Annotated in this window: 20 protein-coding genes and 2 pseudogenes; 13 read left to right on the plus strand and 9 right to left on the minus strand. The window is 68.1% G+C overall.

From position 1 onward, the window contains the following. Positions 1–30: 30 nt before the first annotated feature. Both CWT12_RS03450 and CWT12_RS03455 read right to left on the minus strand, forming a co-directional pair. A complete protein-coding gene (locus CWT12_RS03450) occupies positions 31–747 on the minus strand; it encodes a DUF6318 family protein (protein ID WP_161923723.1) in 717 nt (238 codons plus the stop codon). Positions 748–1,087: 340 nt separating this feature from the next. Next, positions 1,088–1,303 carry a DUF3107 domain-containing protein gene (locus CWT12_RS03455; protein ID WP_073327391.1) on the minus strand — a complete coding sequence of 72 codons (216 nt, stop codon included), beginning with the start codon at positions 1,301–1,303 and terminating at the stop codon, positions 1,088–1,090. A gap of 237 nt (positions 1,304–1,540) precedes the next feature. On the opposite strand from CWT12_RS03455, the gene CWT12_RS03460 reads away from it, so the two are divergent. The 3 genes from CWT12_RS03460 to CWT12_RS13370 are packed head-to-tail and all read left to right on the plus strand — an operon-like array spanning position 1,541 to position 8,525. Next, a complete protein-coding gene (locus CWT12_RS03460; RefSeq protein ID WP_161923724.1) occupies positions 1,541–5,143 on the plus strand; it encodes a PD-(D/E)XK nuclease family protein in 3,603 nt (1,200 codons plus the stop codon). Next, positions 5,140–7,998: an ATP-dependent helicase gene (locus CWT12_RS03465; RefSeq protein WP_202616262.1), complete on the plus strand. Its 2,859-nt coding sequence runs from the start codon at positions 5,140–5,142 to the stop codon at positions 7,996–7,998. Before CWT12_RS03460 ends, CWT12_RS03465 begins: the two co-directional genes overlap by 4 nt. Next, positions 7,917–8,525: a PD-(D/E)XK nuclease family protein gene (locus tag CWT12_RS13370; RefSeq protein ID WP_202616263.1), complete on the plus strand. Its 609-nt coding sequence runs from the start codon at positions 7,917–7,919 to the stop codon at positions 8,523–8,525. The genes CWT12_RS03465 and CWT12_RS13370 overlap by 82 nt, the downstream gene beginning before the upstream one ends. A gap of 98 nt (positions 8,526–8,623) precedes the next feature. Here the strand turns inward: CWT12_RS13370 and CWT12_RS03470 are convergent, their stop codons facing one another. Both CWT12_RS03470 and CWT12_RS13800 read right to left on the minus strand, forming a co-directional pair. Beyond that, positions 8,624–9,616: a phosphotransferase gene (locus CWT12_RS03470; RefSeq protein WP_237564294.1), complete on the minus strand. Its 993-nt coding sequence runs from the start codon at positions 9,614–9,616 to the stop codon at positions 8,624–8,626. Next, complete coding sequence (locus tag CWT12_RS13800) at positions 9,595–9,849, minus strand: hypothetical protein (protein WP_237564295.1); 255 nt, start codon at positions 9,847–9,849, stop codon at positions 9,595–9,597. Before CWT12_RS13800 ends, CWT12_RS03470 begins: the two co-directional genes overlap by 22 nt. Positions 9,850–10,125: 276 nt before the next feature. Here CWT12_RS13800 and CWT12_RS03475 point away from each other — a divergent pair. From CWT12_RS03475 to prfB, 8 genes and pseudogenes are all read left to right on the plus strand, one after another. Further along, a pseudogene (locus CWT12_RS03475) lies at positions 10,126–11,373 on the plus strand (CpaF family protein); the annotation flags it as partial. Between the two features lie 34 nt (positions 11,374–11,407). Continuing rightward, positions 11,408–12,259 carry a type II secretion system F family protein gene (locus CWT12_RS03480; RefSeq protein WP_161923725.1) on the plus strand — a complete coding sequence of 284 codons (852 nt, stop codon included), beginning with the start codon at positions 11,408–11,410 and terminating at the stop codon, positions 12,257–12,259. Further along, positions 12,256–13,188 (plus strand): type II secretion system F family protein, encoded by a 933-nt coding sequence (locus tag CWT12_RS03485; RefSeq protein ID WP_161923726.1) that lies wholly within the window; start codon positions 12,256–12,258, stop codon positions 13,186–13,188. Before CWT12_RS03480 ends, CWT12_RS03485 begins: the two co-directional genes overlap by 4 nt. Before the next feature lie 91 nt (positions 13,189–13,279). Next, on the plus strand, positions 13,280–13,477 hold the full coding sequence (locus CWT12_RS03490) for a hypothetical protein (protein ID WP_161923727.1): 198 nt from the start codon (positions 13,280–13,282) through the stop codon (positions 13,475–13,477). A gap of 52 nt (positions 13,478–13,529) precedes the next feature. Continuing rightward, on the plus strand, positions 13,530–13,949 hold the full coding sequence (locus tag CWT12_RS03495; RefSeq protein WP_161923728.1) for a TadE/TadG family type IV pilus assembly protein: 420 nt from the start codon (positions 13,530–13,532) through the stop codon (positions 13,947–13,949). 82 nt (positions 13,950–14,031) lie between these two features. Further along, positions 14,032–14,454 (plus strand): peptidase T4, encoded by a 423-nt coding sequence (locus CWT12_RS03500; RefSeq protein ID WP_237564296.1) that lies wholly within the window; start codon positions 14,032–14,034, stop codon positions 14,452–14,454. Between the two features lie 8 nt (positions 14,455–14,462). Further along, entirely contained in the window at positions 14,463–14,987 is a 525-nt protein-coding gene (locus CWT12_RS03505; protein WP_238994302.1) for a glycosyltransferase, read from the plus strand. Between the two features lie 139 nt (positions 14,988–15,126). Next, positions 15,127–16,248 carry a peptide chain release factor 2 gene (prfB, locus tag CWT12_RS03510; protein WP_161923729.1) on the plus strand — a complete coding sequence of 374 codons (1,122 nt, stop codon included), beginning with the start codon at positions 15,127–15,129 and terminating at the stop codon, positions 16,246–16,248. 46 nt (positions 16,249–16,294) lie between these two features. Here prfB and CWT12_RS03515 read toward each other — a convergent pair whose 3' ends face one another. From CWT12_RS03515 to CWT12_RS13810, 4 genes and pseudogenes are all read right to left on the minus strand, one after another. After that, positions 16,295–16,558, minus strand: coding sequence for a type II toxin-antitoxin system RelE family toxin (locus tag CWT12_RS03515; RefSeq protein ID WP_161923730.1), 264 nt, complete (start codon positions 16,556–16,558; stop codon positions 16,295–16,297). A 14-nt stretch (positions 16,559–16,572) separates the two neighbouring features. Then, entirely contained in the window at positions 16,573–16,821 is a 249-nt protein-coding gene (locus CWT12_RS03520; RefSeq protein ID WP_161923731.1) for a type II toxin-antitoxin system Phd/YefM family antitoxin, read from the minus strand. A 220-nt stretch (positions 16,822–17,041) separates the two neighbouring features. Then, positions 17,042–17,506: a hypothetical protein gene (locus CWT12_RS13805; protein WP_237564361.1), complete on the minus strand. Its 465-nt coding sequence runs from the start codon at positions 17,504–17,506 to the stop codon at positions 17,042–17,044. 248 nt (positions 17,507–17,754) lie between these two features. Next, a pseudogene (locus CWT12_RS13810) lies at positions 17,755–18,087 on the minus strand (LD-carboxypeptidase); the annotation flags it as partial. Between the two features lie 144 nt (positions 18,088–18,231). On the opposite strand from CWT12_RS13810, the gene CWT12_RS03530 reads away from it, so the two are divergent. Both CWT12_RS03530 and ettA read left to right on the plus strand, forming a co-directional pair. Then, positions 18,232–19,011 carry a type II CAAX endopeptidase family protein gene (locus CWT12_RS03530; RefSeq protein ID WP_161923732.1) on the plus strand — a complete coding sequence of 260 codons (780 nt, stop codon included), beginning with the start codon at positions 18,232–18,234 and terminating at the stop codon, positions 19,009–19,011. A gap of 433 nt (positions 19,012–19,444) precedes the next feature. Further along, complete coding sequence (gene ettA, locus CWT12_RS03535) at positions 19,445–21,127, plus strand: energy-dependent translational throttle protein EttA (RefSeq protein ID WP_161923733.1); 1,683 nt, start codon at positions 19,445–19,447, stop codon at positions 21,125–21,127. Between the two features lie 435 nt (positions 21,128–21,562). Here the strand turns inward: ettA and CWT12_RS03540 are convergent, their stop codons facing one another. Further along, complete coding sequence (locus CWT12_RS03540) at positions 21,563–22,957, minus strand: Ig-like domain-containing protein (protein WP_161923734.1); 1,395 nt, start codon at positions 22,955–22,957, stop codon at positions 21,563–21,565. Positions 22,958–23,295: the final 338 nt, after the last annotated feature.

The raw sequence follows: 23,295 nt of genomic DNA on the forward strand, positions 1-23,295 counted from the left end.
TGGTCCGGCGGAATATAGTTAAATGAACTCTCATTTGGAATCTCCTGCGTCTTCGATGTCGACGATTTCTACGCTCCACGTCGAGTTCTTCCAGAGCATCTGAATTAGAAGGATTTCGTCTGCCCCTTCGGTATGCGTGACCTCTACTCCGTCTCCGGAATGTGTTGAGTGGACGTCGAAGCTTGTTTTTGCGCGTACGACGTAGCGGTTGGGGTCGTCCTGGTCGGTCCACCACTCCAGGGGGGTGATCTCCTGCTCCCACGGGTCTGCCCACCCGCCTGCGTCGTGCAGTTCGGTGGCGTTGGTAATGACGTTGTTGCAGAATTCGCAGTTGTCGTCGCTCATCTTCTTCCAGGCGTCCAGGTCGCCGGTGGCGTAGACGTACGGGTAGAGGTTGAGGAAGTATGTGGCTGCCTGGGCTGCGCCGTCGGGGGTGAACTCGGGGGTGTAGGCCTGGGGCTTGTCCATGGCCAGGGCGGTGGCCCTGGCGGCGGCCTGCTGGGGTGAGAGCGTGGGTGTAGCGCTAGCGCTGGCTGTGGCGGGTGGGGTCCAGGTGGGGGTGTAGGTGGTGCGGTTGGCGGCGTGTGAGCAGCCGGCGCCTAGTAGGGCGAGGCAGATGGCCAGTGCGCCGGCTCGGCGCAGGTGATCCGCTCGGCGCGCAGGTTTCGGCGCATGGGGGTGTGCGGCAGCGGCGCGGGCCTGGTGGTGGCGGGTGCTGGCGTGTGGCTTGCTTGGGTGTGTGGGCATGTTGGGGGTGGCCTCCTCGCTGAGGACCCGGGCGGGACTTGCTGGGGCTTCGGCTTGGCGTTAACGCACGCAACCGTAGCGTGACCAACAGCCGCGGCGCTACTGGCTCCATCGCGCCTGTGGAAAACCCATCACATTCCGGGCAGGGCGGCGGCGTCAGCGGGTCGGCTGTGACGAAATAGATGGCGTCGCTGGCAGTGCCCGCCCGTAACGCATGCGGCGCACCAGACCACCGAGCGACTACCGGTACGCAAAGGTCGGCGCCCGTCTCCGTAGACGGGCGCCGACCTTGAGGCCTGAATCAGGCGCCGTTGATATGGCGCTACTCGCGGGGTCCGAGTCAGATGCCGAAGCCGACGCGGCGGGGAGAGGCCTCGCCGATCTCGATGTAGGCGAGCGAACCCGCCGGGATGAACACCTTGCGGCCCTTGTCATCAGTCAGGGTGACCGCGGAGGTAGCGGCGTCAGCCACGGCCGCGAGGACCTCCTCTTGGGAGGCGGAGGTCTCCAGCTGGAGCTCGCGAGTCGAGTGCTTGATTCCGATGGTGACCTGCATGGGTACTCCTTGTGTCCAGGACTCGGGTCGCCTAAACCCGTGAAGGCAACGGCCCACGGTAGGGGTGTCTGTCCCGATCCTATGGGCCTTGCTGCCGCAAAGGCTTGCCCGGTCCGCCACAATCCGGGCCGTTTCGCGTCGCGCGGACAGCCAGATGTCCTCGCCCGCACCGATTCGATGTCCAGGTGACGCTAAGGGCGTTCCATTCACGTCGGACCCCCGTGGTGAGATGGATGCATGTCCAGCCCCACCGGCGCCCCCCGCCTCCTACCCCCGCTCGCGCAGCCCCCACTTCCCGAGCCTGACGCCTCCGCTGCCCGGGTCCTCAGTCGTGCCGCAGACGGTGCGAACATCGTCGTTCTCGGCGCCCCGGGTACCGGCAAGACCACCACCGCTCTGCGCCTGCTGGTCGAGGCGGTAACCACCCGCCGCAAGGAAGCGGTCCTGCTCGCGCCCACACGGTCCCGTGCTGACCGGCTGCGTGAGCGCGCCTCCCACCTACTCAGCCTCGCCGGTGCCTCCTCAGGCACAGTCCGGGTACGCACACCCGTCGGCCTGGCCCTGACGATCCTGACAACCTCGTTCACCCAGCGTCCCGACCCGCTGCCCGCCCCGGTCCTGCTCGCTGGGGCGGAGGAGGACGCCGCGCTGGCCGGGCTGGTGCCCGGGGCCGACTGGGGGGACCTGCCCGCCGAGGCCGTCGAGTCACGTGCCTTCCGCACCGAGCTGCGCAATCTGTTGGCCCGTGCCGGCGAACTCGGCGTCACCGCCGAGCAGCTCGCCGCTCTCGGCGCCGAGCTGGACGTCCCCATCTGGCGGCACGCCGCCCCGCTGCTGCGCACCTGGGACGCGCAGGGCCGCCCCAGCGCCGCCAACCGCTCCGCCGTTCGCAAGATGGACTCGGCCCGCCTGCAGGACCGCGCCCGCGAGGTCCTGGAATCCTGGGGCGACGACGGCGTGAACGCGCCGCGTCCAGTTCCGGACGTTATCGTCGTCGACGACTACCAGGACTGCACCGCTGCCACCGCCCGTCTGCTGGCTGCCCTCGCCGCCCCCGACGCCGATGGTCACCGCGCTCAGATCGTTGCGCTGGGGGATCCCGACGCCGCCGTTGAGGTCTTCCGCGGCGGCAACCCCAGCCTGCTCAACGCCGCCGAGGATCGCTCCGGGCTCGCCGCCGAGCGCCTAACGCTGCGTACGGTCCACCGCGGCACACCCGCACTCGCCCAGGTGTGGGCCGCGCAGGCCGACCGCATCCCCATCACCGGCACCGCTACTCACCGGCACCCCGAGTACGTCAGCGGCCCGGCATCCGCCGCTGCGCCGCCCGCCGCCGGGACAGATGCCGCGGCTGGAGATGCCCACGATGCTTCCGGAGCGGGTGCCATTGACGCAGCGCCCCAAAACACGCCCCAAGATACGACGCACGTGCAGGCGCTTCCGAGTGGTGTTGAGACCATCATCGCCTCCGGGCCGCTCCAGCAGACTGCCCAGATCGCTCGCATCCTGCGCGGCGAGCACGTCCACTACAACACCGCGTGGGACCAGATGGCCGTGATCGTCCGCTCCGCGAGCACCGCCCGCGCGGTCAGCCGAGAACTGCGCCACCACGGCGTTCCCCTGGCCTCCAGTACCCCGGCCGTGCTGCTGCGCGCCGAGCCGGCCGCGGCCGCCATCATCAACGCCTGTCGCGCCGCGCTGGCCGGCACCCTCGGGGACGCCGACACCCCACCCGAGTGGGCCACAGCCTTCGACCTGCTCACCAGCCCCCTGATTGGGCTGACCAACCTGGACCTGCGTCGGCTGCGGCGCCGCCTGCGCGCCGACCGGCCCGCCGAGGCCGGCCGGGATGAGAACCTGCTAGGCGTGCTGGCCAGTCCTGAGGCGGCCGCCGTCCTGGCCCGGGAACTGGCTGACGAGCCCCTGGCTGAGCAGGCCATACGGCTCGAGCGCGCGGCCGGGGTCGTCGCCGTCCTGCGGCGGGTTGTAGACGCCGCCAGGGGAGGGCGCGTTGACGCCGAGGCACTGATGTGGGCTGCCTGGCAGGCCTCTCAGTGCGCGGAGACTTGGCGCGCCACGGCGCTTACACCGCGCACCTCCCGCTCCGCCGCACTCATGGCCGAGGCGGCGGAACATGACCTGGACGTGGTCACCGTGCTGTTCAAACGCGCTGAGGTGTGGGCAGAGCGCCACCCCGGGGCCGCAGCAGGCGACTTCCTGAACGAGCTCGCGGCAGAGGTGCTGCCCTCGGACACGGTGGCCCCGCAAGGAATCCGCCCGCCCGGCGTCGCGGTCCTCCCCCCGGCCTCCGCGGCCGGAGCCCAGTGGGAGGTAGTGGTCGTCGCCGGGGTGGAGCGGGATGTGTGGCCCGATCTACGGCTGCGCGACGGAGTGACACACTCCGGCTTGCTGGTCGACGCCGTCACCGGCCGCCTCCCGCTCGTGGCCGACGGCAGGCGGGTGGCCGCACAAGATCCCGCCGAGGCCCGCAGTCAGGTCCGGGGCGACGAACGCCGCATGTTCCTCTCTGCCATCTCCCGCGCCAGTCGCCGTCTAGTGATTACCGCTGCCGCGGATGCCGACACCGCCCCCTCGGCGTTCCTGTTCGAGGTCGCCGCCGCTGCCGAGCAGAAGATCTTCAACGAGGACGGCGAGCTCAACCACGCCCCGGATGTTGCGGACCTGACCCTGCCGGGGCTCGTGGGGGAACTGCGCGCTGCAGCCATTGCCGGCCGCCTGGAGCAGGCCGACGCCGGCGCTCGCGCGCGCGGCCGTCAGGCCGAGCAGCTGCTGGCCGTACTCGCCCGCGACGGCGTCAGTGCCGCCGCACCCACCAACTGGGCCGGCCTGGGGCACCCGACCTCCACCGCGCCCCTGGTCGGCGCGGGTCAAGAGATCCGCATCAGTCCCTCCGACGTCGACGCGATCAGTAAGTGCCCGCTGAAATGGTTCCTGCAGCGCAACGGCGCCGGCACCGGCACCAGCGATGCCCAGGGGGTCGGCGTGCTCGTGCACGGCCTGGCCGAGCGCGCTGAACGGGAGGGGTTGCGCGGCGACGCGCTGCGCCAGGCCCTGGAGGACGCGTTGCCGGAGCTGGGTTACCCGGACACCTGGCTGGGTGGTCTTCAGCGGCAGCGCGTGCGCGACATGATTGACCGGCTCGACGCCTACCTCGGGTCGGTCACCGCCCCCGCCCTGGTGGAGCAGACGGTAGACGTCCATCTCGATTTGCCCGTCCCCCAGGACGACGAGGGGGAAAGCGCCGTTGTTGACGGTGGCGGGCCCGTAGCGGGCGGTGATGCCGGGTGCGTGGCCGACGCCGGGGCCGTGGCCAGCGACGGTGAGTCCGTGACCGCGGGGGATCCGATCCCCGTTCGCATACGCGGGCGCATCGACCGCCTGGAGTTCCTCGATGGCACCCCGCCCGACGCATCCGCGGACCGTGTGCTACCCGCCGGGCAGGGACAGCGCGTACGCGTCATCGACTTCAAGACCGGCATCAGCAAGCCAGACAAACCGAATTTCAACGCGCAGCTCGCCACCTACCGCATGGCGCTGTCCGCCCTCGGCTATGAGGTAGATGGCACCGGCCTCGCAGCGCTCGGCGTGGAGCCGCGCGTCACGAAGGATCGTGGTGTGTTCTTGGTGCCCGATGGACTGCTTCTCGCCTCCAGTCCCGATCCGGAAACCGGGAAGGAGTGGGATGTGGAGCTGCTCGCCCGCGCCGCGCTGGATATTTCCGGTGCCAGTCTCACCGCTCGCAGCGGTGGCCACTGTCGCGGGTGCTCCTTCAAGGCCAGTTGCCCCGTCAACCCCGAAGGAAGGAGAACCGTGGCATGAGCGCCGCCGACCTCACCCCAGAAGCCCTCGCCAAGAAACTCGGGTTGCATTCACCTACCGAGGAACAGTCGAAGATCATCGCCTATCCGTTGCGGCCCCTGCTGGTGGTCGCCGGCGCCGGCAGCGGCAAGACCGCCACCATGAGCCAGCGCGTCGTCCACCTGGTCGCCACCGGCGCCGTCCGCCCAGATCAGGTCCTGGGGCTGACCTTCACCCGCAAGGCCACCGCCGAGCTGGCCGAGCGCGTCTCCACCCGCCTCGCCCAGCTGGCAGGCAGCAGCGTCATCAACGGCGCAGACGACTCACCCGAGCCGACCGTGGCCACCTACGACTCCTTTGCCGGCTCACTCGTGCGCGAATACGGCCTGTACGCTGGCACCGACCCGGATGCCACCCTGATCACCGAGGCCCGCAAGTGGCAGATCGCTACCGACATTCTCGAACGACGCACGGACCCGCTTCCTTTTGAATCCAAGTCCAGCGCGATTGCCGCCGTCCTGCGCGCGGACAATGCGCTGTCCACGAACCTGCTCAGCATTGATGATGCCCGCGAGGAACTGACCGATATTTGCGACTTGTTCTCCGGACTGCAGGCCATTCAGAAGAACCTGCTAGAGGACAAGTCGACCACTGTAATAGCGACCTGGCTGGGCGTGCTCGACGCTGTGCAGGACTTCCGCGACTACAAGCGCCGACATGGACTGGTCGACTTCGGCGACCGGCTAGTGCTGGCCTGCCGTATCGCCGAAGAAGTGCCCGAGGCCGTGGCGTCCATGCGTGCGCAGTATCCGGCAGTGCTGCTGGATGAGTTTCAGGACACCTCCGTCGCCCAGGTGCGGCTGCTGTCCGCACTGTTCGCCGATCAGGGCGTCACCGCCGTCGGCGACCCCAACCAGGCCATCTACGGCTGGCGCGGAGCCAGCGCCGGCGCGCTGGACACCTTCCACAACCGCTTCAACCCCTCAGGCGTGCAGTCCGTCGCCGACGGCGGCAACCCCGAAGCCGAGACCCCGGTGCTGCAGCTGTCGACCGCCTGGCGCAACGACTCCGCGGTCCTCGCCGCCGCCAATGTCATCTCGAGCCCCCTGCGCAACCCTGAGTATCAGCTCGGCGACGCGGCCATAAGCCATGTCCCAGTGCGCGAGTTGCGTGAGCGTTCCGCCGATGACGGTCTCGGTGCCGGGCGGGTGTTCGGATCATTCCTCACCGACCCGCTGCAGGAGGCGAACGTCATAGCCGATTTCATGCAGCAGCGTTGGAGCCGGACGGCAGAACTGGCGGTGCTGTGCCGTAGCCGCATCCAGATGACGCCGGTGGCCGAGGCCCTTGAGGCGCGTGGTATTCCCTACGAGGTGGCGGTGTCGGGCGGCATGCTGTCCATCCCAGAGGTAGCGGATGTGCGGGCCCTACTGGCTGTGGCCGCGGATCCCGAACGTGGCGATCGGCTCATGCGCCTGCTCACGGGAACCGATGTCGGTGCGGCCGATTTGCGGGCCCTGCAGCACTTCGCTCGCGAGCTCGTGCGCCAGCGCGACCGGACGGGCGGTGAAAACGCCGGAGCCGGCGGACATGCTGCGGAGCAGCTCGAGGATGTGGCCCTGTCCGAGGCGCTAGAGGAGCTCGCCCGCCGCGATGACGCCACCTATGTCCCCGGTGTCCGGCGTGCGGCGGGAGCAAGCAAGTCCGCGGTGAGGAACCCCGATTCCGGGCTCAGTGAGGCGGGACGGCAGGCGATCGTGCGGATCGCCCGGGCGCTGCGCCGCGTACGCGGCGCGCTTGCGCTGCCGTTGCCGGACCTAGTGGTGGTCGCCGAACAGGCACTCGGACTGGACATTGAACTGGCAGCCCGCGTCGGCAACCGTATGGGGCGGCGCGCCCTGGATGCCTTCCAGGCCGCCGCCGAGCAGTACGCCGCCGATGTCGATGTTCCCACCGTCTCCGGGTTCCTGGAACTGCTCGAGCTTGCGGAACAAGAGGAGCGCGGGCTGGAGGTCCCCGATATCGAGCCCGAACCGGGCGCCGTGCAGATCATGACCGTCCACGGCGCCAAGGGCCTGGAGTGGGACTGTGTTGCCGTCACCGGCCTGTCTGAGGCGTCTTTCCCCAGTTATGAGACCAAGCCGCGCGCGGACGGGACGGTGGCCGACAAGTCTTGGATGAACTCCGTTAATACATTTCCCTATCCCTTACGCGCTGACGCAGACCAGTTGCCGCCCTTCGAACTCGGCAGCCTGGAGATACCAATGGGCCCGGGCATTAAATTGAGCCGGGATGAGAAGGCCGAGATTAAGGCCCTTAAGGAGCAGTACAAGCTCGCGCTTGGACGCCACCTGATTTCCGAGGAGCGTCGCCTCGCCTACGTGGCTATAACTCGTGCACGGCATGACGTGCTGATGACCGGTTCCCACCTGGTCAAGGAAGGCAACACCGTAAAGCCCGCATCCCGGTTCCTGACCGAGCTGCAGCGGGCGGGGCTGCTTGCCGAGTTCGGCCCGGGCTTCACCGAATTGCCTGAGGACGCCGCCAACCCCGTTGGGATCGCGGAGGCTCCCTGGCCGGTGAAGCACACGGCCGCCCCGGGCTCGGAGCGAGCCGCCCGCATCGCCGTCGCCGAGGCCGTCAGCCGTGCCATGGCGGCCCCGACCGTGGCCTCCGCGGGCGAGGCCCTCCGCGGCGTGCATCCCACGGGGAGGGCGCCACCGACGGGCGCGTCGCCCGCTGGTGGGAGGACGCCCGGCTACTGCTGGCCGAGCGCGACGCCGCCGCGGCCGAAGTGCCCACGGTCCGCCAGCCCGCTCACCTGGCCGCAACCGGGCTCGGCGAGCTGCGCCGCGACCGCGACGGCTTCGCGCTAGGCCTGCGCCGACCGCTGCCGTCCCAGCCGCAATCATCTGGCCGCCTGGGAACCGTCTTCCACGACGCCATCGCCCAGCGCCTGACCAGCCAAGGTCCGCTGTTCAGCCTGGAGGACGCCGGCGTGCCGGAGACCTTGAGCAAGGCGGACCGCGACCACGTCAACGACTGGCTGGAGGTTGCCGCCGACCACCCACTGCTGGCGGGATACCAGTTGGTGAGCACCGAGGAACCGCTTGAGCTCACCATCGGCGACACCACGCTGCGCTGCCGCATCGACGCCATCTTTCAGCGCCCCGGCAGTGACGACTACCTGGTGGTCGACTGGAAGACCGGCCACCAACGCGTGCCGGTGGACCAGCTCAGCGTGTACGTGCACGCATGGTCCGCAGCCAAGGACCTGCCCACCGACCAGATCCGCGCCGCCTACGTCTACGTCGCAGACAAGGGCCGCGTCGACGAGCTGGGCGAGAAGGACTTCCTCTCCCTGGAGGAGATTCGGCGCAGCCTGGACCTGCGGGATCAGTGAGTGTCGGAGTCTCCCCTGCCCTGCTGGTAGCCGGACCCCGCGGAACCCCGCCCCGCGGTAGTGCGATAGCCCCTGCGGCCGCGCCGCGGTCGGGGGAACTAGTCCCCGCCGCCCGGCTCGTTGCCGTCCGCCGCATTCTCGCCGGTACCCTCGTGGTCGCCATCGGCGTCATCCTCGACCAGCACCATCTTGACCTCGCTGGTAGTCGCTTCCGGCTCAGCGGTCTCCTTGACCCCGGGCACGGGGGCCAGCCGCGGACCGCTCGGCTCCACCAACGGCTCGTCCCCGACCTGGGCAGCCAGGTCTGCCAGCATCGCCACCGCGTCATCAACAACGGAGGCACTCCCGGATCGCACGCCGTGCATCAGCCAGCGTGCCAGGCTCAACTCGCTGACCAGCTCCGCCCGATCACGCAGGTGCCGGTCCACGCCCTCGGTGCGCGCCAAGTCGTAGGCGGACTCGATCGAGTCCAGGCAGTCCACCGGTACGGACGCATACACCCACGCCATGTCTTCGGCCGGGTCGCCCACATGGGCCTGTCCCAGGCCACGCATAGCCACTACCGCCCCTCCCGCGGTAAGCACGTTCTCCGGCGCGAGGTCGCCGTGCACCACCACCGGGCGGAACCTCCACAGCGCCGAGTCCTCCAGCGCCACCTCCCAACGGGCCAGCAGCGCCGGCGGCACCTTGCCCGTTGCGGCGGCGTCGTCAAGCAGGTTCAGCCACTGGGTACGCACATCGTCCGCGTCGTACACCGGCAGACCAGCCTCGGATACCACGGTGGTGGGCAGGTCATGCAACTCTCCCAGGGCTTTACCCAGCCCAGCAGAAAGCCCAGGCCCAGGGCGCAGCGACCCAACGTCCATGTGCCGCCCCTCTAGGTGGCTGCGCACCTGAATGTGACTGCCCTCCAGACGGAGCGTGCCGGCGGGGCGGGGCACGTCGAACGACAACCGGCCGTCGTCGGCCACCCGGCCGATGCGGCGCAGCACCTCGGCCTCCGCCTCCATGGCCGCTCCAGTGGCGTCATCATGTGTTTCCAGCACTTCCCAGTGGCGGCCCTGAGTGTCTATGACACCAACCGTGCGCACAGCAGCGGACCGCTCCTGGGGAGGGCCAACCGCGCCGGGTCCAGCCCGGGCACCGCGACCCCGGCAAGGGCCGCCAAGGCCAGCCGCGAACGCTCGCGGGCCGGGCCGGAACCGCCCGCACCGCCGGAGGATTCCGCAGAGCCGACGGGCGCCTGCGGGCTGCCGGAGTCTTGTGAGGAACTGAACTCGGACATGCGCGTGGGTCCGGACGACTCGGTGGGCGGCTGCGACATGACTCCACCGTAGGCGAGGAATCCGCCCAGTGGGGCGGCGCCGCGCCCCGGGGTCCGTACAGCTTCCAGCACACTGGCAGTCGGCCTCCCACCACTGCGGTGCTCCTCCCGGGCGCACGAGGTTTTCCACAGGCCCAGAAAACCAAGTGGCGCCGATGCCCAGTCGTGACCTATGGTCGCTGCGTGGCGCTTTTCAGTGATGAGTCAGCGCCACGCACCACACCATCAAGTCACCCCAACTCTCATCTCCCAATCCAACCAGTCAGTGAGGTCCGTATGGATGCCGCAGCGCTGCTTCACTCCGAAATACGCGAGCTGGTCCGCCGTCGCGGCATCGACCCGCTGACGGACACTCCTGCCCTGGAGGCGCTAGTCGCCGAGGCGAGTGCCGATTACGTGGCGCGCGCCGACGCCGGCCTGGTCCCGCCCCTGCCGGATCCCGAGGCCGCAGGTGCGCGCGCCGTCGATGCGCTGGCCGGCCTCGGCCCGTTGCAGCGCTACCTCGACGATGACACGGTGGAGGAGGTGTGGTGCAACGCCCCCGGGCGCGTATTCGTCGCCCGCTCGGGCCGCCCGGAACTGACCACCACCCTGCTGGAGGACGAGGAGCTGCGTGTCCTGGTGGAGCGGATGCTGCGGTCCTCCGGCCGCCGCCTGGACCTGGCCAGCCCCTTCGTGGATGCCCAGCTACCCGGGGGCGAACGGCTACACGTGGCGATTCCACCCATAACTTCCCAGCACTGGGCGGTCAACATCCGCAAGCACACCTCCCGCGCGGCACGCACCAGTGACCTGGTGCGCATGGGCTCGCTGACCGAACACGCTGCCGCCTTCCTGGACGCTTCCGTACAGGCCGGGCTCAACATCCTCGTCTCCGGCGCCACCCAGGCAGGCAAGACCACCATGGTGCGGGCGCTGGCCGGCTCCATCCCCGCCGGGCAACGGGTAATCACCTGCGAAGAGGTTTTTGAGCTGGCGCTACGCAACCGCGACTGTGTGGCCATGCAGACCCGCGCACCCAACCTGGAGGGCGTGGGGGAGATCAGCCTGCGGCGGCTGGTGAAGGAGGCGCTGCGCATGCGCCCCGACAGGCTGCTGATAGGCGAGGTGCGAGAGGCGGAGGCTCTGGACCTGCTGATCGCAATGAACTCGGGATTGCCATCCATGTCCACACTGCATGCCAACTCCGCCCGGGAGGCGGTTGTCAAGATCTGCACCCTACCGCTACTGGCGGGAGAGAACGTTTCCGCAGGTTTTGTGGTTCCCACCGTCGCCTCCGCCGTCGACCTAGTGGTCCACCTGGACCTGGGCGCCGACGGGCACCGCCAGGTGCGGGAGATCGCCGCCCTGTCAGGCCGAGTGGAGAACGGCACCATCGAGATGTCTGAGGTATTCCAGCGCGACGCCGCAGGTCGGCTCGTGCGCGGACCGGGAATGCCCCCGGCCGCGGAACGCTACACCCGCGCGGGCCACGATCTGGCCGCGCTGCTGACCGAGGACACCCCGTACACCCGTCCGACCGGGCGCCCGGCGGCCGTGATTCCGGGGAGTGGTCCTGATGGGTGCCGTGGCCGGGCTGTTGGGCGGTATCGGCATGGTCCTGGTTTGGCTCGCCCTGACAACCGAGCCGCCCAAGTGGCGTTCCGAACGGCAGCGGCACCTGGCCGACCTGCTGGTCCAGGCGGGCGTCGGCCGCACCAGCCCCGCCCTGTTCATCGTCGGCAGCCTCGTCCTGGGGGTGGTGGTGACCCTGCTGTTCCTCGGTGTGTCCCGCGCCTGGCCCATAGCAGCGGCCTTCGGCACCATCGCCGCGAGCGCGCCCCTGCTGATCGTCTCCTCCCGCGCCCGCACCCGCCGCACCAATCTGCGCGAGGTATGGCCGGAAGCGGTGGACACGCTGGTCTCGGGCGTGCGTGCCGGCATGAGCCTGCCCGAGGCACTGACCAATCTGGGTGAGCGCGGTCCCGAGGCCATCCGGGAGGAGTTTCGCGCCTTCGGCGTCGACTACGCCACCAGCGCCCGCTTCGATCAGTCCCTGGACCGGCTCAAGGCCCGCTTCGCCGACCCCGTGGCCGACCGCATTGTTGAGGCCCTGCGCCTGGCCCACGAGGTCGGCGGAACTGACTTGACTGCGCTGCTCAGTGCATTGTCACGGATGCTGCGTGAGGACATGCGTACTCGCGGCGAGCTGGAGGCGCGCCAGTCCTGGACCGTCAATGGGGCGCGGGTCGCCGTGGCGGCACCCTGGATCGTGCTAGCCATGCTGTCGACCCGTCCGCAGGCCGCGGCCGCCTACGCCACCGGCACGGGCGCCCTCGTCCTAGCCGTGGGCGGGGCGGCGACCCTGGTCGCTTACAGGCTCATGCTTTGGCTCGGGAGACTGCCCGAGGAAGATCGGGTGCTGCGATGAGCCCAACCCTCGCCGGCGCGCTGACCGGCCTGCTCGCCGCCTGCGGAATACTCATGGTTGCCGACGCCGTGCGCCGTCGCCGCCCCGGCCTGATCAGTCGGCTGGAGCCCTATGTCCATCCGCGTCCCAGCACCTCACGGCTACTGGCCTCCGCCTCACCGACTGCCGATGGGCAAACCATCAGCGGCGTACTGCTGGACATGGTCACCCGGTTGGGCGGGGTACTCGAGGCGATCGGTTCCTCCGCCGAGTCGGTGCGGCGTCGGCTGGCCCGCTCCGGCACCGGGCTGAGTTATGAGGAGCTGCGCATCCAGCAGTTGTTGTGGGCAGTAGCGGGCCTAGCCATTGCCACCGGAGGCGGACTGGTGCTCTCATTGGCCTGGCGCGTCAACGTGCCCGTGCTGATCGTCGGTGTGCTGCTCGCGGCCGTAGGCGGCGCAGCGGCACGCGACTGGTGGCTCACTCGTGCGGTGGAGAGGCGCCGCAGCCGCATCGAGTCCCAGCTTCCCGACGTTGTGGAGCTGCTCGCGCTCGTCGTCGGTGCCGGCCAGGGGCCCGTCGCCGCAATCGAGCGGTTGGTGCACATTGGCCGTGGGGAGCTCGTCGAGGAACTAGAACTCACCCTTGCCGACGTTAACTCCGGAACGGTACTCACCACGGCACTGGCCCACCTGGAGGACCGGGTCGACTCCCTGCACGTCACCCGCCTGTCGGAGGCCATCGCCGTCGCCCTGGAACGCGGTACCCCGCTGGCTGACGTGCTGCGCGCACAGGCAGCCGATGCCCGCGAGGCCTCGCGCCGCTCCCTCATGGAGGAGGGCGGGCGCCGCGAGATCGCGCAGATGGTCCCCGTTGTCTTCCTGATCCTGCCCATCACGGTCGTATTCGCTCTGTTCCCTGGGCTGTTCGTGCTGCGGATCGGCCTATGACCCGCCTGCGTCTACCCGCCCGCAGCTGCAGCAGCACCCGCCTCAGCAAGTCTCAGATCACTCATAACCACTCATGAATAAGGAGAATCCCATGCACACCCTCAACCGCTTGAGCATCCGCCTGAAAGCCGCTCTCGGCCGCATGGCCGACGAGCGCGGTGACGTCCCCGGCTGGGTGCTGGTAACCCTGATGACCGCGGGCCTGGTGGTAGCCCTTTGGGCGGTAGCCGGCCCAGCACTCACCCAGGTCTTCAATGACGCCATTGCCAAGGTCACCGGTGCCATCTGAGCCGCATACGCCGGTTGGTGCCCTGGGGCGGTCCCGGGCCAGCAGCCTCCGGATGCTCCGCGCACGTGAGAGGACCGGTGAGCAGGGGGCGGCCGTCGTTGATTTTGTGCTCGTCGGTATCCTGGTGATTGCCGTGTCAGTAGCGCTGCTACAGCTCGCCCTCGGTCTGCATGTGCGTAACGTGCTGACCGACGCCGCTGGCGAGGGAGCCCGACGTGCCGCCCTCGTCGGCGGTACCACGGCCGAGGCGGACGCGCGCGTACGCGCCCTGGCCGATGCCGCCCTCGCGGATGGCTACGTGCAGGAGGTCGCCGTCTCCAGGACCACCGCCAACGGGCTCTCCGTCGTGCAGGTGGAGGTGGTCGCGCCATTGCCGGTGCTCGGCCTGCTGGGTCCCGGCGGGACGCTGCACGTTACCGGGCACGCCGTCGACGAGGCGGCGCTGGCAGGCGTGGAGGGGGAGGAGCCGTGAGCTGTTCGGCGATCGGTCGGCGCCGTGCCGGCCACAACGGCAACCGGGGGCAACCGCCCCGCGGCAGAGTATTTACGCGCGCGTGCTGCGTGGTAGGGACCCGGAGGCGGGCAACGCGCCGGTGGAGTTCATTGGCTGGACCGTGCTGCTGGTGGTTCCGGTGGTTTACCTGCTGGTCGCCCTCGCGCAGGTTCAGGCGGCGTCCTTCGCGGTGGCTTCGGCTGCCGACGCCGCCAGCCGGATCCTGGAGGTGGAGCCAGGAGATGCGGCCGTTGCCCACGCCCGTACCGCAGTGGAGCTGGCCCTGTCAGACCAGGGCGTCGACGCTGATCCTGCGACTGCGATGACTGTCGTCTGCGCTGATGCCGCATGCAGCGCCGCCGTGGTGCGAGTCCAGGCGGGCGTGGACCTGCCACTGCTGGGAACAGCGGGGCTGGGACGCAATGTGGTCGTCATGGATGCGGCACGGTCCGTTACCCTCGCCGGGACGGAAGGCCAGCCGTGACTGTCGGCATGGGGCTGCGGGAATGCGGGGCAGCCGCATGGGCCCGGCGGTCGGCTGGGTGCCTGCGTCGGTGGCTCGCTCGGGTGCGGGCAGTATCAGCTGTCGAGGATGGGCAGACGCTGCTGCTGGGGATCGGGCTGATCACCGTGGTTTTGGCGCTGGTTCTCACCCTCGCCTCCGCCAGCGCCGTCTACCTGGACCTGAAGACGCTGACGGCCCTGGCTGACTCGGCCGCAGCGGCGGCGGCCGACGCCGTCGAGGAGGACTCCTACTTCGATGGTGCCAGTACTGGGACCGGTCCCGGCGTGCTATCCGATGCCAGCGTGCAGGCTGCCGCGGTCGCGGATCTGGAGACTCAGCCCGTCGACCTGGCCGACCTGCGAATCGCAGCGGCATCCAGCCCGGACGGTGCCACCGCAGTGGTCACCTTGACGGCGCACTCGCAGCCGCCCTTCCTGCCCTGGGGCGTGATACCTGCAGCGGGGTTCACTATCACCGCTACCGGCAGCGCCCGCGCCACCACTGGAATGTGAAACGGTGCGGTAGGCAGCTAGGCAGCTAGGCAATACGGCGGACAGTGGCTGCCGGGCGGATGACGTGTACGGCATGCTCCGCTATGAGCCCTTCGCCGTGCGTCGAGGCGGGGCCCGGGTCTGTTCTAGACTCGGCCCCGTGGCCACAGACTTCCCCGCCGAGATCGAGCAGCTCCGACACACCTACGCATCCGTCGTCGCCGTGACGGATCCTGAGGCGCTGCGTGAGCGTATCGCCGAGCTGTCCGAGCAGGCCGCCGCCCCCAACCTTTGGGACGACGCCGACGCCGCCCAGGCGGTCACCTCCGCTCTGTCGCACGCGCAGGCCGATCTCAAGCGCGTGCAGGCGCTGGGAGGGCGTATCGACGACCTGGAGACCATGGTGGAGATGGCGGGGGAGGAGTCCGGGGCGGACGCCGCGGAGCTGCTCGCCGAGGCCGAGCAGGACCTGGCCGGGGTGCGTAAGGACCTGTCCGACCTGGAGATCCGCACCCTGCTATCCGGCGAGTACGACCAGCGCGACGCCGTGGTCACCATCCGCTCCGGTGCGGGCGGTGTCGACGCCGCGGACTTCGCCGAGATGCTTCTGCGCATGTACACCCGCTGGGCCGAGCGGCACGACTACCAGGTCAAGGTGCTCAATACCTCCTACGCCGAGGAGGCGGGGCTGAAGTCCGTCACCTTCGAGGTGCATGCCCCTTACGCCTACGGCACGCTAAGCGTGGAGGGTGGAACTCACCGCCTGGTGCGCATCAGCCCCTTTGACAACCAGGGACGCCGCCAGACCTCCTTCGCTGCCGTGGAAGTGATCCCGTTGATCGAGTCCACCGACCACATCGACATCCCCGAGACGGACATCCGCGTAGACGTCTTCCGCTCCTCCGGGCCCGGCGGCCAGTCCGTGAACACTACTGACTCCGCCGTGCGCATCACCCACCTGCCCACGGGGCTGGTGGTGTCCATGCAGGATGAGAAGTCCCAGATCCAGAACCGTGCCGCCGCCATGCGCGTGCTCCAGTCGCGCCTGCTGCTGCTCAAGCAGCAGGAGGAGGACGCCAGGAAGAAGGAGCTGGCGGGCGACGTCAAGGCCTCCTGGGGCGACCAGATGCGCTCCTACGTGCTCAACCCCTACCAGATGGTCAAGGACCTGCGCACCAGCTACGAGGTCGGCAACCCCGACTCCGTGTTCGACGGCGACATCGACGGATTCATCGACGCCGGCATCCGCTGGCGCAAGCAGCAGGAGCAGGCCGCAGAGTAAATCCGCACGGGTTTCCGGCCCGTTCGTGCTGAGCGGAGCGGCCCGGTCAGCGGTAAACGTCGCGGCGGTGTCCGAGTGTGACCACAACGACGACGAGTCGGCCGTCGTCGATCGTGTAGATGATGCTGTATCTGCCCGAATCTCCCACGCGTACCCGCCAGGCGGGACGGCCTTTGAGAAGGCGGCATCCGGGAGGGCGCGGGTCGGTGGCAAGCAGGGCGATCGCCCCCTGGATCCGGCGTTGATCCCGCTTGTCGATGCGACGCAGGGCTTTGAGCGCCGCGGGGCGCACCTCAATCTCGTAGCGCATGGGTGGGCGTTTGCCTAGTCGAGCCCGAGGTCGGCCTTGACCTCATCCCAGGGAATGTTGGGGCCTTCCTCGCTCATCGCCGCGTCGTAGGCGGCGATGTCCTCCTGGTCCTCGAGTGCCTCAAGCATGCGTTCATAGGCCGCTGGGCTGATGAGAACGGCTTCGGTTCGGCCCCGCTTGGTCAGGAAGACGGCGCCTTCGCGGGCATCGTCCACAATCGCCGGGAGCTCTGCACGGGCGCGGGACATGGTGACGACAGTCATGCTTCAATGTACATCTCGCTCGATGAAATGTACATAGAGGTTGTCGGCTCTTCGGGACTGATGTGCGTTGGGCGTGCGGATGAGTCTTAGCGTGATGCAAGAGACGGTGCGTAGTTCGAGGATGTCGTCCGAGACGTGGGAGGTAGCAGCACTGACGTCGACGTCCGGGGCGGTCACGCCCGTGCGCGCCAAGCAGACACGCCCCGGCCCACGAGAGTCCTCAGGCGTATGAGGCAGTGATCCGCCTGGACGCGGCGTCGACGGTGAGTGCGCCGCCGTGGGGGAGGATCCACTGGGGCCGGGTGTGCCCGAATGGGATTCCAGTGCACACCGGTGCCGCTGTGTTGTAGTGCCTGATGACCTCAAGTGCACTCTGAGCCTGTTCACGGCGATATCGAGCGCGTGCCTCCGCGTCGCTGGGTGTCTGAAAACTGGATGCGGGCGGTCGCGCCAGCAGGATGGCTGCTGCGGCTTCAAGCACTCCTCGTTCCCCAAGGAGCGCAGCATGCCCGCCACCAGTTCCCGACTCGGCAGTAGTTCGGAGGTCTCTAGCATCAGCACACAGCCATCGAGGGCACTGGCATCGGCCTGGATGCGCCCTGCGGCAAGCCCAAGCACCAGCATCTCCAAGCAACCGCCCCAGCCGGGCCCACTGACTACCGTGGCCGGCCCGTCCCACAGCCATGAATCGGTCCGCTCACGGGCCCCGTATTCGGTCAGCGCTCGCGGGTCGGCCCAGTCCTTGCCGAAGTCTTCCGAGTATCCCGGCTCGGTGATCTCCAGTGACTCACCCGTCAACAGTGCGGCGCGCAGCGAGGCGCGGTGAATGGCGTCCACATCTGGCCCGGGCCCCAGGTGAACCTGGGTGGCGCCGCCGTGGAAGCTGCACACACCGTGCGACCACAGCCAGTGGTGAAGGTTGGTGTTGTCGCTGTAACCGAGTACCGGCTTGGGGTCGCGCAGGAGCGGCTCGGCATCGAGGAGTGGCAGGACCGTCATCTCGTCGTCGCCGCCCGCGGTGGCGATGATTGCGCGGATGCTCGGATCGGCGAAGGCGGCATTCAGATCGTCGGCGCGTTCGCGCGCCGTCGCTCCGAGACGGCGGGTAGTGGGGAACTCCACCGGCACTAGGCCGGTTATGGCGCGAAGCCGCTCCAACGCCTGCTCATGAACGGCGGGCCCGATCGCGGGCGCGGCCAGCGACGGCGACAGCACCGCGATCTTGTCGCCCGCTTCGGCCTTCCGGGGCTGAGTCAACGAATCCATGCCTTTGAACCATACGCTGACGGGTACAGGATGGTAAAGGGTCTTGGGGAGTACCCGTACAGATCCCTGAATCCGTGGCGTGTCGGCCCTGGTTAACGGTGCTGGCTCTGGTGTCTGTTACCCGCGCCACTTAACGTGATCGATATGAGCGCACGCGAGATCATCGGGGCACGAGTCAAAACAGATGCGGAGTCGGAGGCGCGTGCCAGGCGGCCGGGTATGCGCGGCGCCGTGCTGCGGGTAGCGATTGCCATCGCGGTTACGCTGCTTAGCGCCACGGTGCCGGTGCTCGTCATGGCCATACCGGGAGTAGGGAGGCTGCTGGACGGAAAGATCTTCGGCTGGGGGACGGCGGGACTACTGGTGGTCTGCCTGGCCGCCCTCGCAATCATGTCCACGGCGACCCTCTGCGCGTTCATATGCACTCGGCTGCTGATCACCCGCTTGGACCATGCGAGTCCCGTCGGCCTGGCAATGCGCCCGAGCCCGCGTGCGCTGGCCTGGTGCGTCGGCATGATCGCCGTCGCCTTTGCGGTTATGCCGATGGCCGGGGCCGTAGACGAAGCGCTCGGCATCGCCCGGAAGGAGCCTGTCATGCCGGGTGACACGTGGTGGTCAGCGATCCTGATTCAGGTTGCCCTGGGGTTCTTATTGCAGGGGATCCCCGAAGAACTGGTGTGGCGGGGATGGCTGTTCCGCTCTCTGGGCTCCACCCGGGTGGCGGCCGTTGTGACGGTTCTTGCCTTCACCGTCATGCATCTGGTCTCCCAAGGGGGTCAGGAGGGATGGGGTGAGCGTGTCATCTACCTGGCATGCCATTCGGCTTCGGGGCTGCCGCTATGGCGGCCCGCTGGGTCTCAGGCTCGACCTGGGCGGCCGTGGGCGTGCACGGTGGATTCCACCTGTCCAACCTATTGGCGGTGAGCACCGGCGTCCCGGTGGACGAGCCGGTCACCTGGGTTGTCATAGGCTGCTTGTGGCTCGTTGCTGGAGTGGTTGTGGTGCTGCTTCACAAGATGCGCACCCGCCGGCCCCGCACATCTGCCCGGAGCATCTACGGCGTCAGTCAACCACGACACCCCTGAGCCGGAAGCGCCGTAAGCGTGCTGCGTTAACGCGGGATACCGGCTCATTGGGCTCGTGGGTGTGCTGGGCGGGTTGTGTGGGTATTCGCAGCGGCGTGGAGGTGAGTGCATGGCGTCACGGGCTTGCGCCGTCGTCGTCGGCCCGCCGCTCCCGTAGGCTGGGAGGTGGTGCGCGCCGACGACGTGAGCCGCACCCCGGCGCGGCCGGGGGAGCGTCGTCGTCGGGGCACGAGCGAATCCGAGCAACCCCTTTCGAAAGGCGTATCAGACCTGTGGCTGAATTCATCTACCAGATGATCAAGGCGCGCAAGGCGCACGGTGACAAGGTCATCCTGGATGACGTCACCATGGCTTTCCTCCCGGGAGCCAAGATCGGCATGGTCGGCCCCAACGGCGCCGGCAAGTCCTCGATCCTGAAGATCATGGCTGGCATCGACCAGCCTTCCAACGGCGAGGCCCGGCTGTCGCCGGGCTACAGCGTCGGCATCCTGCTGCAGGAGCCGCCGCTGAACGAGGAAAAGACCGTGCTTGGCAACGTTGAGGAGGGTGTGGCCGAGCTCAAGGGCAAGCTTGACCGGTTCAACGAGATCTCCGCCGCCATGGCCGATCCCGACGCCGACTTCGACACCCTCATGGCGGAGATGGGCACCCTGCAGGACCAGCTCGACGCCGCAAACGCATGGGACCTGGACTCCCAGCTGGAGCAGGCCATGGACGCCCTGCGCTGCCCACCGCCGGACGCCGAGGTCAAGAACCTCTCCGGTGGTGAGCGCCGCCGGGTGGCCCTGTGCAAGCTGCTGCTGGAGGCACCCGACCTGCTACTGCTGGATGAGCCCACCAACCACCTCGACGCCGAGTCCGTCCTTTGGCTCGAGCAGCACCTGAAGACCTACAAGGGTGCTGTAATCGCCGTCACCCACGACCGGTACTTCCTGGACCACGTGGCCGAGTGGATCGCCGAGGTCGACCGCGGTCACCTCTACCCCTACGAGGGCAACTACTCCACCTACCTGGAGACCAAGGAGAAGCGCCTGGAGATCCAGGGCAAGAAGGACGCCAAGCTTGCCAAGCGTCTGAAGGACGAGCTGGAGTGGGTGCGCTCCTCCGCGCGCGGGCGCCAGGCCAAGTCCAAGGCACGTCTGGCCCGCTACGAGGAGATGGCCGCGGAGGCCGAGCGCACCCGCAAGCTCGACTTCGAGGAGATCCAGATCCCGCCGGGCCCGCGTCTGGGCAACCAGGTTCTGGAGGCCACCAACATCAAGAAGGGCTTCGACGGCCGCACCCTCATCGACAACCTGTCCTTCACGCTGCCGCGCAACGGCATCGTCGGCATCGTGGGTCCGAACGGGGTCGGTAAGACCACCCTGTTCAAGACGATCGTGGGCCTGGAGCCGCTCGACGGCGGGGAGCTCACGATCGGCAAGACGGTCAAGCTGTCGTACGTGGACCAGAACCGTGCCGGCATCGACCCGAAGAAGACTCTGTGGGAGGTTGTCTCTGACGGGCTGGACTATATTCAGGTCGGCCAGGTGGAGATGCCCTCACGTGCCTACGTGGCCTCCTTCGGTTTCAAGGGCGCAGACCAGCAGAAGCCGGCCGGTGTGCTGTCCGGCGGTGAGCGCAACCGCCTGAACCTTGCGCTCACCCTGAAGCAGGGAGGAAACCTGATCCTACTGGACGAGCCCACCAACGACCTCGACGTTGAGACGCTGTCCTCCCTGGAGAACGCGCTGCTGAACTTCGCGGGCTGCTCGGTGGTCATCACCCACGACCGCTGGTTCCTGGACCGCGTGGCCACGCACATCCTGGCCTGGGAGGGCACGGAGGAGAATCCGGCCTCCTGGTACTGGTTCGAGGGGAACTTCGCCTCCTACGAGGAGAACAAGGTTCAGCGCCTGGGCGCCGAGGCCGCCCGCCCCCACCGCGTCACCTATAGGAAGCTCACGCGCGACTGAGCCGAGCCAAGCCGAGCTTGCTCGAGCTTGCGAGGCGATGGAGTCGCGTTGGTCCCGTAGGGTGAACACGCGCGACTGAGGCGAGCCAAGCCGAGCTTGCTCGAGCTTGCGAGGCGATGGAGTCGCGGTGCAGGACGCAGCGCGAACATCTGGCCTGCCCCCGGCCGTCTATTGCGACACTTTGTGCCCTGTTACGACGTTTTGCACCCTGGTGTGCGACGTTTTGCTGCACACCAGGGTGCAAAGGTTCGTAGTAGACGCTCGTGAGGGAGGAAGGGGAGGGGAAGATGACCTGAGTCCGTCTCCGCCTTCCCGCATACCTTGGCGTCGACAACCCGACAAAACGGGTGGGGCCACGGATCGAATCGATCCGTGGCCCCACCCGTTCGCTGCTGCCGGTCTAGGTGCTAGGCCAGGCAAGCGGGATCAACTGGGTTACTCCCGAACGCGGGCGCGCTGCAGAGCGACCGCCCCTGCGATCAGCAGGGAGCCCGCGCCGAGGACAAGCACCAGGCTGTTGGCTCCGGTGCGTGCCAGCGAGGGGCGGGACGGCGTCGTAGCGGAGGCGGTTGCAGCAGGCGCGCTGGTCTTTCCGCTGGTCGCCTTGGCGGTCGCCGGGGCAGAGGGCGTGGTCGGGGCAGTGGCCTGTGCGCTCGGCGACTCGCTGGGGGGCGCGGCCTCCGTCGGTGTTGTCGACTCGGAAGGCGTAGGCGACTCGGAAGGAGCCGGGGACTCGCTCGGAGTCGGGGACTCGGAGGGAGCCGGGGACTCGGAGGGAGCCGGGGACTCGGAGGGAGTCGGCGTCACCGGAACCGAGCCGTCTGCGGAGCCGCCGCCATCGCGACGAACCACGGTGGTCTCAGCATTGTGCGAGGTACCGGCGATGACCACAGAGGCGTCATCGGTCCAGGGGCCTGCTCCGGTGAACGTCATCGGCAGGATGATCCGGGCGAACTGGCCGGTCGGAATCACGATCGTGCCCGTGATGGTAGTGTCGTCGCAGCTAGTGACGGTCACCTGGGCGCTGGAGCCTCCGGTGGGGTCACCCCACTCATTGCGGCCGGTGTAGGAGTAGGCGGAGGCTTCGCACGTGAAGGCCTGGCCGGCAGAGGTGACGGTATCGGTCCACTCCGCCGTTACGGAAGCGGCTCCGCCCGCCATGTCCTCGGTGATGGTGGGGGTCTGAATCGTGACACTGCCCGGGCGGGTGCCGGATTCGTCCGCTGCGGCTGCAGAACCGTACTTGCCCGCGGCGCGGGGCATCTCGGTGCAGTTCCCAACGCACTCCCCGACCGGAACTACAACCGTGGTCACCTTGCCATTTGTGTTGAAAGTAAGAGTCTCAGTAGTTGACGGCGTGATCGCACTTGTCAGGCGCGTGTCAATCCAGCCGGAGAGAGTGACATCCTGGTGGGACTCGACGTACTCAGTCAGAGTAATCACCAGGCGGCCCGTGTCAGCGCCTTCGTCAGCGACGTACGTCATGGTTGCGGCGACGTCGCCTTCCTTGGTGCTGAGGTTCCAGGTGGTTCCGGAGTCGAAGCGGAGTTCTGCAGGCGTGCTGATCTCATAGGTCTGGCCGGCGCAGTGGCCTTCCTCAAGTGCGAGGTCAAACTGCAGTTTTAGCATTTCCCAGGCGACCGCCGTGTTATCGGCGGACACGGGCTGATCATCCTTGAGAAGCGAGATGTCAGGGGTTTCGGAAGTCGCGGTGCAGCTGCCTTCAACAGCACTCGCCGTGGTGTGGAACGCCGCGGGGACGATCATCGCCAGGGCCAGTGCTCCCAGGGCAAGCACCGCAAGAAGACGTGAAGCTGCGCGAGCGCGCATGATGCTCCTTTCCTCAGGTGCGTGCGGGGTCTATTAGTAGTGGGACCGGCTGCCGCGGGAACTGCGTCACGCCCGACGTTTATAGCTGTGGGGCGAGTAATGGCGAGTCTCCGTGACGGCAGGTTTCAGTTGAGCATCATACCTGCGGGTGGAGGTGGAAGCCGGCGTTTCTGACAGGAAATGAGTTGTAGCCTGTTGCGTTTGTCACCGGAGTACTAACCAGTAAATTGCTAGGCTGCGCTATGCGACCGCCATTCAAGTGTGCGTCTCCCGTGACCGTGGCTGAAACCGGGCCTGCGCAGGCATGTCGCCGCGATGCTATGGGAATACCGCAGGAC

Origin of the sequence: Actinomyces sp. 432, assembly GCF_009930875.1 — a bacterium.
GTDB lineage: Bacteria > Actinomycetota > Actinomycetes > Actinomycetales > Actinomycetaceae > Actinomyces.